Origin of the sequence: uncultured Litoreibacter sp. (assembly GCF_947501785.1) — a bacterium.
In the GTDB taxonomy this organism is placed as follows: domain Bacteria; phylum Pseudomonadota; class Alphaproteobacteria; order Rhodobacterales; family Rhodobacteraceae; genus Litoreibacter.
The window spans coordinates 793,775-807,594 of the sequence record NZ_CANMXB010000001.1 but is presented as its reverse complement, the minus strand read 5'-3'; the positions used below and the strand labels follow the sequence as shown (position 1 = coordinate 807,594).

Annotated in this window: 11 protein-coding genes; 7 read left to right on the top strand and 4 right to left on the bottom strand. The window is 60.9% G+C overall.

Annotation, left to right across the window (positions count from 1 at the left end; genetic code table 11):
- Positions 1–87: 87 nt before the first annotated feature.
- Positions 88–1,047, top strand: a complete 960-nt coding sequence (locus tag Q0899_RS04040) for a hypothetical protein (RefSeq protein ID WP_299191156.1) — start codon at positions 88–90, stop codon at positions 1,045–1,047.
- Between the two features lie 37 nt (positions 1,048–1,084).
- Positions 1,085–2,251: an iron-containing alcohol dehydrogenase gene (locus Q0899_RS04035; RefSeq protein ID WP_299191155.1), complete on the top strand. Its 1,167-nt coding sequence runs from the start codon at positions 1,085–1,087 to the stop codon at positions 2,249–2,251.
- A 92-nt stretch (positions 2,252–2,343) separates the two neighbouring features.
- Here the strand turns inward: Q0899_RS04035 and Q0899_RS04030 are convergent, their stop codons facing one another.
- Positions 2,344–3,903, bottom strand: a complete 1,560-nt coding sequence (locus tag Q0899_RS04030) for an ABC transporter substrate-binding protein (protein WP_299191154.1) — start codon at positions 3,901–3,903, stop codon at positions 2,344–2,346.
- Between the two features lie 182 nt (positions 3,904–4,085).
- Between Q0899_RS04030 and Q0899_RS04025 the strand changes: the two genes are divergently transcribed.
- On the top strand, positions 4,086–5,363 hold the full coding sequence (locus tag Q0899_RS04025; protein WP_299191153.1) for a tetratricopeptide repeat protein: 1,278 nt from the start codon (positions 4,086–4,088) through the stop codon (positions 5,361–5,363).
- A gap of 141 nt (positions 5,364–5,504) precedes the next feature.
- On the opposite strand, the gene Q0899_RS04020 is transcribed toward Q0899_RS04025, so the two are convergent.
- Together Q0899_RS04020 and gloB are read right to left on the bottom strand one after the other, a co-directional pair.
- Positions 5,505–7,082 carry an ABC transporter substrate-binding protein gene (locus tag Q0899_RS04020; RefSeq protein ID WP_299191152.1) on the bottom strand — a complete coding sequence of 526 codons (1,578 nt, stop codon included), beginning with the start codon at positions 7,080–7,082 and terminating at the stop codon, positions 5,505–5,507.
- Positions 7,083–7,151: 69 nt separating this feature from the next.
- Positions 7,152–7,907: a hydroxyacylglutathione hydrolase gene (gene gloB / locus Q0899_RS04015; protein ID WP_299191151.1), complete on the bottom strand. Its 756-nt coding sequence runs from the start codon at positions 7,905–7,907 to the stop codon at positions 7,152–7,154.
- A gap of 255 nt (positions 7,908–8,162) precedes the next feature.
- Here gloB and Q0899_RS04010 point away from each other — a divergent pair, with 255 nt between their 5' ends.
- The 3 genes from Q0899_RS04010 to Q0899_RS04000 all read left to right on the top strand — a co-directional run bounded on the left by Q0899_RS04010 (position 8,163) and on the right by Q0899_RS04000 (position 11,264).
- A complete protein-coding gene (locus Q0899_RS04010; RefSeq protein WP_298291333.1) occupies positions 8,163–9,176 on the top strand; it encodes a C4-dicarboxylate TRAP transporter substrate-binding protein in 1,014 nt (337 codons plus the stop codon).
- 61 nt (positions 9,177–9,237) lie between these two features.
- A complete protein-coding gene (locus tag Q0899_RS04005; protein ID WP_299191150.1) occupies positions 9,238–9,867 on the top strand; it encodes a TRAP transporter small permease subunit in 630 nt (209 codons plus the stop codon).
- Complete coding sequence (locus Q0899_RS04000) at positions 9,867–11,264, top strand: TRAP transporter large permease (protein ID WP_298291337.1); 1,398 nt, start codon at positions 9,867–9,869, stop codon at positions 11,262–11,264. Before Q0899_RS04005 ends, Q0899_RS04000 begins: the two co-directional genes overlap by 1 nt.
- Before the next feature lie 75 nt (positions 11,265–11,339).
- On the opposite strand, the gene Q0899_RS03995 is transcribed toward Q0899_RS04000, so the two are convergent.
- Positions 11,340–12,434, bottom strand: coding sequence for a PQQ-dependent sugar dehydrogenase (locus Q0899_RS03995; protein ID WP_299191149.1), 1,095 nt, complete (start codon positions 12,432–12,434; stop codon positions 11,340–11,342).
- A gap of 184 nt (positions 12,435–12,618) precedes the next feature.
- Between Q0899_RS03995 and Q0899_RS03990 the strand changes: the two genes are divergently transcribed.
- The gene (locus tag Q0899_RS03990; RefSeq protein WP_299191148.1) at positions 12,619–13,812 is read left to right on the top strand and encodes an ABC transporter substrate-binding protein; all 1,194 of its coding nucleotides are present in this window, start codon (positions 12,619–12,621) and stop codon (positions 13,810–13,812) included.
- The last annotated feature ends 8 nt before the right edge of the window (positions 13,813–13,820 follow it).

Below are 13,820 nucleotides of genomic sequence, written 5' to 3'. Positions count from 1 at the left end.
ATGGTGTTGAAAATACGGCATTTTGGTGACGCCGCAGCCTGCTTGAGGGAGCAGCCTGCGGCCTTTTTGAGGTTGAGAGAAACGATCATGGGTGCGCAACTCGGCGGTTGGGGAAATGACTGGGGCAACGGGCTGTATCAAAACCGCTACGCCGCCACTCTGAAGGAGGATTTCGGGGACTGGATGGCGGTGTCCAGCTCGCTCGACAAGACCATCAAGCGATTGGCTGAACGATACGACGTGGAAAACCGCCCCAAAAGCGCGGAGGCGTCGGCCTTCTGGCTGGCCATGGCCGATCTGCTGCACCAATACGGGTTGGAACATGAGCCCACCTTCAAACGCGCCAATGCGTTGATCGACAAGGGGACCGATCTCAAGCTGCGCCGCGCCATGACACCGGGTGAGGCCGATCTGAAAGACCGCGCCCGTGTCCTCAAGCGGCTGCAAACGAAATGGGCGGAGCCCGCCAAGCGGGTGCGCCGCGTCCCAAAACTGCGGCCCGAACCGTATTTGATGCAAGCCGGCGACGTGTTCAGCTACGACACGATGGCCGGCAACCCGCGCTACACCGACCAGGCCGCCGAATTCCCGCAGCCGGCGCTGCGCTTCAAGGCAGACGGGCGCAACGCTTTCGTCTGCGTGGCAACAGCGCGGGTGTTTTTCGATACCGAGCCGCGCTATTTCATAGTCCCGCTCGCGCTCTTCAACGCGGAGCGCCCCTCCATCTCCGACTGCCTGCGCGCGCGGCTGGTGTGTCATTGTGATCTGGAAACGCAGCGGTTTCAGCCGGTGGGCGGCTGGATGGCATGGGATCAGGGCGCGCTCGACACGGTCAACCCCCGCCGCATCGGGGTCGTGGACGTCAATATCGAGGCGCTGACCCGCGTCTTTGGCCAATCCGTGCACGCCCCGTTGTCGCGCCATGACGGGCCGCCCTACCCGCTTTGGATGAATTTCGGGCCCTTGTCGCCCATGTCGCGCGGCCATGTCTGGGGCGGGCCGGATGACCGGCTGGACCGGTTTGTGAAGGCCTGGCGCGCCGTTTAGGCTTGCCTGCCACCGGCGACTGCCGCAGGGTTTTGGAATGACAGAGACTACAGTTGGCCGCGTGCAAAGCCCACGTATCATCCGCATTGGCGCAGGCGCTGCATTGGAATTGGCCGACGTGCTGGCCCAGTTGGGGTTGTCGAGCCCTCTCATTGTCACTGATAAAGGCCTGGTGGCACTTGGTCATCTGGCACGCATCACAGATGTGCTGGAGGCCGCAGGCCTGCCTTGGGGTCTATTTGACGAGGTGACCCCCGACCCGACCGACGCTTGCGTCGATGCCGGGCTGCGCGCAGTTGGGGCGGGCAATTACGATTGCATCATCGGCTTTGGTGGCGGGTCCCCGATTGACACGGCCAAGGCGGTGTCTTTCATGGCCGTGAACCCGGGCCATGTGCGCGACTACAAAGCACCGGCCCAGATTGACCGCTGCGGGCTGCCGGTTATCGCCATCCCCACCACGGGCGGCACCGGGTCCGAAATGACCCGCTGGTGCGTGATCACCGACACTGAAAACCCCGAGAAATACAACTTGTCGGGGTTGGCCTGTGTGGCGACAGCGGCGCTGATTGATTGGACCTTCACGACCACCCTGCCCGCGCGGATCACGGCCGATACCGCCGTGGACAGCCTCACCCACGCGATCGAGGCTTATGTGTCGCGCCGCGCCTTCCCCTATACGGACGGCTTCGCGCTGCAGGCGATGCCGCTGATCGCGGATCATGTGCGCCGGGCCTATGCCGACCCCGAAGACCAGGTTGCGCGTGAGGCGCTGATGCAGGCGGCGTCACAGGCGGGCATGGCGTTCTCCAATGCCTCTGTCGCGTTGGTGCATGGCATGAGCCGGCCCATCGGGGCGCATTTTCACGTGGCGCATGGGTTGTCCAACGCAATGCTGCTGCCGGCGGTCACCGCATTCTCGGTGGATGGCGCGTGTGAACGATATGCCACCTGCGCGCGTGTCATGGGAGTGGCCTCGGACACCGATAGCGATACCGCCGCCTGTGCCAGACTGGTCGAAGCGCTGCGCCGGCTCAATGCCGACTTGGCCGTGCCAACACCGTCCTCGCTGGGCCACAAAGCGGATGCAGACATGCTGTTGCTGATGGCCAAACAAGCGCTCGCCTCCGGCTCTCCGCAAAACAACCCCCGCGTTCCCACGGGGGCTGAAATTGTGAAGCTCTATGAAATCATGTGGGGTTAATCTCCCCATCATTGTTTCAAAAATACCTCGGAGGGGTCTGGGGAGGCAGAGCCTCCCCAGCGTAGCGACGCCGTCAGGCGGCGCAAAACCTGTTAGTTCACGGTCACCCAACGCAGGATGAAGAAATTGTCCGGGCGTTGCGTCAGCTCGATATTGGCACCCGTCCCCCAGACCAGCGGCTGGATATACATCGGCACGTAAGCATGCTCGTCCTGGATGATCTTCGTGGCCTCGTCGATATAGGCCTGACGCTTGGTGTCATCGACTTCGGACTGCATCAAGGGCAGCAGCTCGTCGACGCGGGCGTTGGAGAAGTCACCAAAGTTCCACGAACCAAGCTTCTTCTCCGCATTTGGCGTTGAGGCCAGGAAGCGGATCGGGTGCTCGGCGTCGAATGTGCCCGGCGACCAGCCCAGCAAGTACATGTCGTAATTGTCCTCGCGCAGCTCTGGCCAGTAGTTTTGCACGGGCATCGCGTCCAGCTCAGCCGTCAAGCCAATTTGGGCCAGCATGCCGGTAACAGCCTGACAGACCGCCTCGTCATTGAGGTAGCGGTCATTGGGGCATTTCAACCCGAAGGAGAACCCGTCCGCATAGCCCGCTTCCGCCAACAGCGCTTTTGCACCGTCGATGTCAAAGGCCGGACGCGCTGCGAGCGCTTCGGAATATCCGCGCATGGCCGGGCTGACCAGTTGGGAGGCCGGTTCGGCGTTGCCGCGCATGATGGTTTGCAAGATGGCCGGCACGTTCACCGCCTTGGCGACTGCCTCGCGGACCTTCACATCCTTGAACGGGTTCGGTTTGCCGGCGTCGGCTGTGTATTTCAGCGCATCGGCCTGATGCGGGAAGCCCAGCATGATGACACGGGCCTCGATGCCTTTGATGACGTTCACATTACCGGCTGCGGCCATCCGTTCGGCGTCTTGAATGGGCACCGGGTTGATCATGTCAACGTCACCCGACAGCAAGGCTGCCACGGCCGTCGCAGGGTTTTGGATCGGGGTGAACTCGGCGCGGGTCACGTTATGCTGCGCCTCGCCCCACCAGCCGTCAAAGGGTTCCAGCACGGTTTTCAGGCCCGGTTGGCGTTCGACCAGCTGGAAGGCGGCGGTGCCATTGGTGTTCAGCGTCGCGTGATTTTCCGCGTCCTTGGCAGGACGTTCAGCGCCGTTATCAGCGGCCCAGCCGCTGTCCATGATCATCCAGTTGGCGATGCTGTCAGGGAAGATCGGATTGGGCGCCGTGGTCATGATGTCGATCGTGTAGTCGTCCACCACCTTTACCTCGGAGACCGGCGCGAACCAGCTGGCGGTGTCGGATTGTTCGGACGAGGCGCGCTCGTAGGAGAACATCACATCTTCGGCGTTGAAATCCGCACCATTGTGGAACTTGACGCCCTGGCGCAGCGTGAAGCGCCAGCCTTCTCCTTCGCCGATTGGCTCCCAGCTGGTGGCAAGCGCAGGCTCGATAGCCATATCCTTGCCGCGGCGCACGAGGCCCTCATAGACATTGTTCAGGAACCCCAGAACAGGCGCAGAGTTGACCGCATGCGGGTCCATGGTTTGCGGGTCGGTTGTGCCGGCCCAACGGAACGTTTCGGCGGAGGCGCTGGTCGCCATGATCAGGCTGAGCGCGGTGAGGGTCAAACGCATGAATATGTCCTTTCAAGAGCAGCAGGTGGCGGGTCGCAACCCGCCTGAAACCTGTGTGACTGTGCCTCGCAACGCACCGGTACACAAGTCTGCGCGAAAATTGTGATGCGGTTTCGAAATTTGTGCTGCGGCGGGCTCTGTGCGACGTTGGCGGGACCGACAATTGCAGTGACAGGTGCCAGGTGCTTCAAGACAGATACGGAAACGGGCTGACAACCGGCTCAGATGCGGCGCGGGATGCCTATGATGTGGGCGTGGATCATGTGCTGGCCGCGACCTACGGCGCGCGACAGGCGTTTGAGACTGCTGTTAAAGCAGATCCCGGTTTTGCGCTGGGCCATGTCGGGTTGGCGCGGGCAATCATGTATGAAGGCGACATGGCCAGCGCAAAGGCGGCGATTGCGACGGCGCAAACGCTGAAATCAGGATGCGCCGACAGGGAACGGCGCAGCATTGATATCTTTGACACCCTGCTGCAGGGCCGTCCCGTTGAAGCGCGCGACGCGATCCGGTCGCATGTCACCGATACACCGCGTGACGCGCTGGTGGCGCAGGTCTGCACCAATGTGTTTGGGCTGATCGGCTTTTCCGGCGAACCGGGCCGCGAGGCCGACTTGCTGGCCTACACGGCGTGGCTATTGCCCCATTACGGCGATGACTGGTGGATGATGAGCATGCATTCCCTGTCGATGTGCGAGACCGGCCAACCCGGCCCTGCCCTCGCCTTGATGGAGCGGTCGTTGGCCCTGAACCCCAACAACGCCAACGGGTCCCATTTCAAAGCCCATGCGCAGTATGAGATTGGCGAGACCGTGGCCGGGCTGACCTACCTGACAGACTGGATGAAGGGCTATGACCGGCGCGGCATCTTGCACGGGCACCTGAGCTGGCACGCAGCGCTGTGGGCGTTGCACACCGGCCAGATTGATCTGATGTGGCAGATGGTAGATGACGCAATTGCGCCAGACGCTTCGCAGAGCCTGCCGATCAATGTGCTGACCGACACGGCGGCGCTGTATTGGCGCGCTGAGTTGGCCGGGGTCGCAGTCGCGCCCGAACGCTGGAGCGTTCTGAGCAAATATGCCGCGAAAGCCTTTGCAAAGCCCGGTCAAAGCTTTGCCGACATGCATGCCGCGCTATGCCACGCCATGGCTGGGGACGCGGACCAACTGGCCGCCATTGCGGGGGCCACGAATGGCTATGCGGGCGATCTTGTGGCCCCGGTTGCGCGCGGCTGGAAAGCCATCGTTGCCGGAAACTGGCAGTTAGCGTTGCAAGAGCTGACACCCGTTATGGCAGATCACGCACGCATTGGCGGCAGCCGCGCGCAGCGCGACCTGTTGGAGCTGACATATCTCAATGTGTTGTTGAAGCTGGGGCGGCGCGAAGAGGCGGAGCGGATGTTGCGGATGCGCAGGCCCGTCTTGGCAGACAACCCACCTTTGGCCGCGCTTTCGTAAAGGAGCGGCTGCGCCGCGCATGATGTTTTTGCGCTATCGCGCAGATTTGGGGCCCTGCCCCAAGCCCCGGGATATTTATGAACATGGAAAGGGCCGCAGCGGGTGACGCTGCGGCCCTTCTTGTCGCGTTTTTTGGCGCGCTTAGTTCAGGGTAAAGTATTTGAACTTCGCGGTGTCATCCGGCGCCACGATGGTGCCGACTTTTGAAGCCATGCCCCAATTCAGCACCTGGTGGTGGATCGGGATGTAGAGCGCCTCGTCTTGGACGACTTGCCAGATCTCGTTGATCGACGCATTACGCGCCTCGAGATCAGTGTTGGACGCCAATGCCTGGATCTTGGCGTTCAGATCAGGGTTGTTATAGCGCACCGCGTTCCACGAGCCGTATTTCTCGTCGCGCCCATGGACCAGGAAGTTGAAGATATACTCCGAGTCGTAGGTCGGGACGCCCCAGCCGAGCATGTAGAAATCCGTTTCGTAGTTGCTGAGAAGCGGGAAGTGCTGCGCCTTGGGTTTGGCGTCGAGGTTCACCGTCACACCGATTTGGGCGAACATACCAACTGCGGCCTGGCAGATGCCTTCGTCGTTGATGTAGCGGTCATTGGGGCAATCCAGCTGGATCGAGAAGCCGTCGCCGTAACCTGCCTCAGCCAAAAGCGCCTTTGCGCCTTCGACATCGGTGGTGGACGAGCCGTCCATCTCAGTGTTCCAGCCATTCACGAAAGGCGGCGCGATCATGCCCGCAGGCACCGATTGGCCGCGCATGACCACCTGTTTGATGGCGTCGCGGTTGATCGCCATGTTCATCGCGCGGCGCACACGTACATCCGCAAATGGGTTTTTGCCGTCGACATCGTCATTCTCAAGATCAGCGTCGCCCATGTTCATCCCAAAGAAGATGACCCGGTTTTGCGGCGCGGTGCGCACGTCGAGGCCGTCCTGACCTGCCACGCGCTCAAGGTCCTGCACCGGGACGTCCTGGATGAAGTCAACCTCGCCTGACAGCAAAGCTGCGACCCGCGTCGCCGCGTTCTGGATGGGCGTATATTCGATGCCGGTGACCTGCATCGGGAATTCGTCCTTGCCCCAGTAGTTTTCATTCATTGCCAGCACGGTTTTCACATCAGGCTCGCGAGAGACCAGCTTATAGGGCCCGGTGCCATTGGCGTTCTTGGCTGCAAACGTGTCCTCGCCGCCCTCGTAATCCTGGACTTTGACGGCGTTATTCGCCTCCGCCCAGGTTTTGTCCATGATGAACATGTTGGTCAGGTTGTTGGGCATGATCGGGTTCGGGCCACCGGTCTCGATCTCGACGGTGTAGTCGCCATCGGCACGCACTTCTTTGACGGAGGCCAGCAATTCCTTGTAGTCGCTGTCTTCGGTCATGGCGCGGTTGAGCGAGAAGACCACGTCTTCTGCGGTGAACGCAGAGCCATCATGGAAGGACACGCCTTCGCGTAGCTTGAACACCCAGACATTGGGGTTTTCCTCGGATGGATTCCACTCAGTCGCCAAGGCCGGCACGATGGTGCCTTCCATGTCGCGCATCACCAGCGGCTCCATGATCTGGTGCGCCAAAGCGGAGGTTGGACCTTCGTTTTGGGCATGCGGGTCGAGCGTCAGCGCGTCGCCCGCGCGGGCCCAGCGGATGGTTTCAGCGGAGGCGGATAGCGTTGTGGTTGCCATCAACACGACCGCAATAGCGGTAAGGCTTTTCATCAGAAATTACTCCCAGGTTTTTAGGTGATTGCGGGAGTATGAGCGCGAAATCGTGGGGTTTGCAAGGCGTTAGAAGCGATCTTTTCGAGCGCGTATTTCTGTGAAGACCTCGGCATCGGTCGCGTCGCGCATGTTGAGCTGGGCGCGGATGCCGTTGTCATGGGGGCGCAGGAACGGATTGGTTTTCAGCTCGACCCCTATGGTCGTGGGCGATGTCGCCTCGCCCGCCGCCCGCATGAGCGCCACCCGCTCGGCCTGCGCGTTCAGCGTCGGGTTTGCGGGGTCGACACTGTTGGCAAAGGCCGCGTTGGTGGCGGTATATTCATGGGCGCAATAGACGGTGGTGTCGTCCGGCAGGGCCACCAGCTTTTGCATAGAGGCCCACATCATCGGGCCGTCACCTTCAAACAGACGCCCGCAGCCCATGGGAAAGAGCGTGTCACCCGGGAACAGCAGCTTTTCGTCCGCAATATGGTAGTTCAGCATGTCGAGCGTGTGGCCGGGTGTGTGAATGACCTCGACCTGGTGGCCAGCGAAATCGAAGCTGTCGCCACCCTTCAGGATTTGGTCCACGCCATTGATGCCGTCTGGGCCCATGGCCGTGGCCCCGGTCTTTTGTTTCAGCTCCGCCAGCCCGTCTGTATGGTCCCAATGGTGATGGGTTATCCAGATGTCCGTGATGTTTAGGTCTGCCTTGGTGGCAGCGCCGAGCGCTTCGGCGGCATCCCCGGCGTCGATGCAAGCCGTCCTGCCGGTCGCCGCGTCGTGGATCAGCTGGCCGTAATTGTCGGAATTGTAGGCGAATTGATGGACAGTTAGAGACATGGGCGGCGCTTCCTTGTTGTGGGGCTGAGGGGATGGTGGCACGGCGCCGGTTGCGTGACAACGCAGGGCCTTGTGCGAATTTACGCACATTCCGGCAGCGTCCGTGCGGTGCGCCCAAGCCGAGGTTTATATTTTTCAATGACTTAGCAGGTTTTTCGGAAAAAAGAATTTTGCGCTGTTGCGTTGGGTCGCCACTGTGGGAAGACTTTGGGCCATGAAGCGCCGATGACGTGGCGCATGTCTGGGAGGACTATGATGAATAAATTTTTGACCACCGCTTGCGGTATGGCGTTGAGCGTCGCGTTTGTCAGCGAGGCTGCGGCGACCGAATGGAACGTCTCGGTCTGGGGCAAGCGCCGCGCGTTTACCGAGCATGTTGAGAAACTGGCCGAGTTGGTGTCTGAGAAGACCGGCGGCGAGTTCACGATGAACATCTCTTATGGCGGCCTGTCCAAGAACCGTGAGAACCTTGATGGTATCTCCATTGGCGCGTTTGAGATGGCACAATTCTGCGCGGGCTACCACCGCGACAAGAACCGCGTGGTCACCGTGCTAGAACTGCCGTTCCTTGGCGTTGAAAATCTGGAGCAGGAAGTCGCTGTCTCCAAGGCGGTCTACGCCCACCCCGCCGCCACGGAAGAAATGGCGCAGTGGAACGCGAAGCTGCTGATGACCTCGCCGATGCCGCAATACAACCTTGTGGGCACGGGCGATCCTCGGATGACCTTGGCCGACATGGAAGGCATGCGGGTCCGCGCGACCGGCGGTCTTGGCAAAGCGTTTGAAGCCGTTGGCGCAGTGCCAACATCTGTGACCGCCACGGAAGCCTACCAGGCGATGGAATCTGGCGTCGTGGATACGGTGGCCTTTGCGCAGCACGCGCACCTGTCCTTTGGCACGATTAACCAGGCTGACTGGTGGACCGCCAACCTGAACCCCGGCACCGTGAACTGCCCAGTTGTGGTGAACATTGACGCCTATGAAGCCCTGAGCGACGCGGAACGCGAAGCGCTGGACAGCTCCATCGACGAGGCGCTGGACCACTATCTGGCCAACTACGCCGAGCTTTTGCAGAAATGGGATAGCGTGCTGGAAGAGAAAGGCGTCAAGAAGGTTGAGATTGACCCCGCCGTGATCGACGAGTTCCGCGCCAAAGCCGCCGAGCCTGCCCGTGAGGCGTGGATTGCGGATATGGAAGCCCAAGGCCTGCCGGGCCAAGAGCTGTATGACCTCGTGGTCAAAACGCTCGCAGAAGCCAAAGGCAGCTAAGCCTTCTCCGGGCCGCTCCTGATCGGAGCGGCCCTTTTTCTATTCTTGGGGGACCATCGCCATGGCCGGCTCTAGTGCTGTGCTGGAGGATTCCAGCTTACTCTCGCGGCTCGACCGCATGTTGCTGCCGCTGGAGCGCTTTATGGCGTTGATCTCAGGGCTGGCGGTGTTCTCGCTGATGTTTCTCGCGGCCTACTCGGTCACTGGCCGCAAGTTCTTCGCCTCGCCCATGATGGGCTATGTCGATTATATCGAGGCCGCGATGCCGATCATCGCCATAATGGGCGTGTCTTACGTACAAAGGGATGGCTCGCATATTCGCATGGACATGCTGGTGGGCGCTTTGAAGGGCCGCTTCCTGTGGTTTTTCGAATTGGTGTCGGTGCTGCTGATCCTGCTGCTGATCGTCGCGCTGATATGGGGCGGCTGGGCGCATTTTGACCGATCTTTTGATATGACCAAGCCTTTGTGGAGCCGGGATAGCTCCATTGACGTGGGCATTCCGATTTGGCCAAGCAAGCTGGTTGTGCCGCTGGCGTTCGGCGTTCTTTGCGCGCGGTTGTTGCTGCAAATCTGGGGCTACGGGCGGGCATTCGTCCTTGGCTTGGAAAACCCCGTGGCGGTGCCATTGACCTTGACCGTGGCCGAACAAGCCATGCTTGAGGCCGAAGCGCTGGAAGGGTCTGACTGATGGAACCGATTGAGATTGGCCTATGGGTCTCCGGCGGGATGCTGGTCTTTGTCATCCTGGGCATGCGGGTGGCGTTTGCCGCCGGTCTGGCCGGGTTTGTGGGCCTCGTCTGGCTGCGCTGGAACGGGTTTGACTACGACCCTGAGCGGTTTTGGAAGGCCGTTGAGATCAGCGTCAAGATCGCAGGGCTGACGCCGCATTCGAAGGTGTCCGCCCATGTGCTAAGCCTGATCCCGGTCTTCATCATGATCGGCTATCTGGCGTATCACGCCAAGCTGACCACGGCGCTGTTTGAAGCGTGCAAACGCTGGTTTGCATGGGTGCCGGGGGGCTTGGCTGTGTCCACCGTCTTTGCAACGGCTGGCTTCGCCGCAGTGTCAGGCGCATCCGTGGCGACAGCGGCGGTGTTCGCGCGAATTGCGATCCCCGAAATGCTGAAGGTCGGCTACAACAAGCAATTCGCGGCTGGTGTCGTGGCGGCTGGCGGCACTTTGGCATCTCTCATTCCGCCCTCCGCCATTTTGGTGATCTACGCGATCATCGTGGAGCAGGACGTGGGCAAGCTGCTGCTGGCGGGTTTCATCCCCGGCGCGTTCTCCGCTGTGGTCTATGCGGGGCTGATCATCAGCATCGCTGTCATCTTCAAAACGGTCGGCCCGCCGGTCTCAGGCTTCACTTGGAAAGAGCGGTTCGAGTCTTTGCCGCCTGCCCTGCCCATTGTGGCTGTGGTCGTGATCATCATCTTCTTCGTCTACAACCCGTTCGGCGACGCATGGGGCACGCCGACGGAGGGCGGCGCTGTGGGGGCGTTCATCGTGTTCCTGATGGCGTTGTACAAAGGCATGCGCTGGGCGAAGCTGAAGGAGGCGTTGCTGGAAACGGCGAAGCTGACGGTGATGATCTTCTCGATCATCTGGGGGGTGTTGATTTATGTGCGCTTCCTTGGGTTTGCAGAATTGCCGGACGCCTTTGCGGCGTGGATAACCTCGCTGGAAATGTCGCCGATGCTGATCCTGATCTGCATCTTGCTGGCCTACGCCGTGTTGGGCATGTTCATGGACGCAATCGGGATGCTGCTTTTGACCCTGCCGGTGGTGTATCCCGCGGTGATGGCGCTGAATGGCGGCGAAACGGTTGCAGCGGCTGACAGCGCGTTCGGAATGTCGGGCACCATGTGCGCGATCTGGTTCGGCATATTGGTGGTGAAGATGGCGGAGTTCTGTCTGATCACGCCGCCCATCGGGTTGAACTGCTTTGTGGTCGCCGGCGTGCGGGATGACCTGACGGTGCAGGACGTCTTCAAAGGCGTGACCCCGTTCTTCATCGCGGATGGGATCACCATTGCTTTGCTCGTAGCCTTCCCGGGGATCGTGCTGTGGCTGCCGTCGCTTGTGTGACCCGCCGCGGGGTTTGAGTATTTTTGCCAAAACGAAGCGAGGCGGTTTTTCTGCCAGCACGCGGGCGGTTTAACCTTAATTTGGGGTTAACTTGTAAAGAGCGTCATCATAGACGGACAGGAACCAGATGGCCCCGTCAGGGCCCTCGACCACATCGCGGACGCGGCCTGTCGTGTCATGTTGCAATTGTTCGACCTCTCTAAGATCGCTGCCTGACAGTCGTGAGATGTAGTCGAATTTCAGCGAGCCTACGAAAACGTCGCCCTTCCATTCGGGCCAAAGCTTGCCGGAATAAACCATCATGCCGGAGGGCGCGATGGACGGGTCCCAGTAGTGTTCGGGCTGAAGCATTCCCGCCTTGGATGTGCCCTCTCCGATCTTTGCGCCAGAGTAATGCACCCCGTAGCTGATCACCGGCCAGCCGTAGTTGCCGCCGGGCTTTATCAAGTTCACCTCGTCGCCGCCGCGTGCGCCGTGTTCTGCCACCCACAGGTTGCCTTGCAAGTCCAACGCCGCGCCTTGCGGGTTTCGGTGGCCGTAGGAATAGATTTCGGGCTCGACACCGGGGCGGCCGATGAACGGGTTGTCCGGCGGCACCGCGCCTGAGCGGTGCAGGCGCACCACGGTGCCGTTGTGGTTTCCAAGGTCCTGCGCAGAGGGACGGTCGCCGCGGTCGCCTATGGTCAGGAACAAGGTGCCGTCTGGGGCCTCCACAATACGGGAGCCGAAATGTCTGGCAGAATTCGACGGTTTGGCCATCTGCCAGAGCCGCTTGAAGCCTTCCAGCCGCGTGCCATCCGCGCTGAGCTTGCCCACCCCGATGGCGGTGCCGGCAACGCCGCCACGGCGCGCCACATAGCTCAGAAACACATCCCGGCTGGAAGCAAAGTCGCGCGGGATCATCACGTCGAGCATGCCACCCTGCCCTTCGTTGACCACGTCCGGCACCCCTGCAAGATCGACGCGGCTTCCATCGGCCATCAGGTGCACCACGGCGCCGTCGCGTTCTGTCACAAGCACGCCGCCATCCGGCAGATGGCCAATGGCCCAGGGTTGCTCCAATTCGCCCGCTACCTTGGTGACGCGCACCGTTCCGGCACTTGTGTCAAAACCCAATGCCGGTGATGCGGCAAGGAGCAGGGCGGCGGCAATTGTGGTGATGCGTAACATTGGGGTCCTCCGGTGTGTTGCCTTCAACCTAATGCGCGGACGGCCCGAAAACAGCGCTGTAACGGCCACGTGAACGGTGAATTTCGCCCAGGATTGCCGCAAGGTTGGGCTTTTCAAGGTCGCGCGAAGGCCCTAGTCTCGCTCCAATCAAAATAAGACTAAAGTCTAACTGGGAGAAAAGACTATGAAAAAACTGCTACTTGCGACAACCGCAACAGCGATGATGGCTGGCGGCGCGTTTGCCGACGGCCATGCAACGGACATCAAGCTGGGCATTATCTTGGGCTTCACCGGCCCGATTGAATCGCTGACGCCGTCCATGGCAGATGGCGCCGAGCTGGCCATGGCGGAAGTCACCGAATCCGGCATGTTGCTCGACGGCGCGAAAGTGTCCGCTGTCCGTGCAGACTCCACCTGTGTTGACGCTGCTGCTGCGACGGCTGCCGCCGAGCGTTTGATTACATCCGATGGCGTCAAAGGTATCATGGGCGCTGACTGTTCCGGTGTGACCGGCGCCATTCTGGCCAACGTGGCTTTGGCCAACGGCGTTGTCATGATCTCGCCATCCGCCACCTCGCCCGGTTTGTCGACCGCTGAAGATGATGGGTTGTTCTTCCGGACCGCACCTTCCGACGCGCGTCAGGGCGTTGTGATGACCGAGGTCCTGATGGACCAGGGCATCAAGTCCGTTGCGGTGACCTACACCAACAATGACTACGGCAAAGGTCTGGCCGACGCGTTCCAATCTGCGTTTGAAGAAGCGGGCGGCGAAGTGACCATCAACGCAGCCCATGAAGACGGCAAGGCCGACTATTCGGCTGAAGTCGGTGCATTGGCATCGGCGGGCGGCGACCGTCTGGTTGTTGCGGGCTATGTGGACCAAGGTGGCTCCGGCATCGTGCGCGCCGCTCTGGACACAGGCGCGTTTGACACGTTCCACTTCCCCGACGGCATGATCTCCGCCAAACTGGTTGAAAACTTCGGCGCAGAAATCGACGGCTCCTCGGGCCAGCACCCGGGCACAGACAGCCCCGGTGTTGCGAAGTTCACTGAGATGGTTGGCGACAAGTTTGATTCCACCTCGCCCTTCACACCTGAAAGCTATGACGCGGCTGCGCTGATCATGCTGGCCATGCAGGCCGCAGGGTCCATGGAGCCGGGCGACTACAAAGCCAAGGTCATGGATGTGGCGAACGCACCGGGCGAAGAAATCTTCCCGGGCGAGCTGGGCAAAGCGCTTGAGATTCTCAAGAATGGCGGCGACATCGACTATGTCGGCGCAACTGCCGTGGAGCTGATCGGGCCAGGCGAAAGCGCCGGTAACTACCGTGAAGTGATGTATGAAGGCGGCGAAGAGAAAACCGCAAAGTATCGCTAAGATCATCT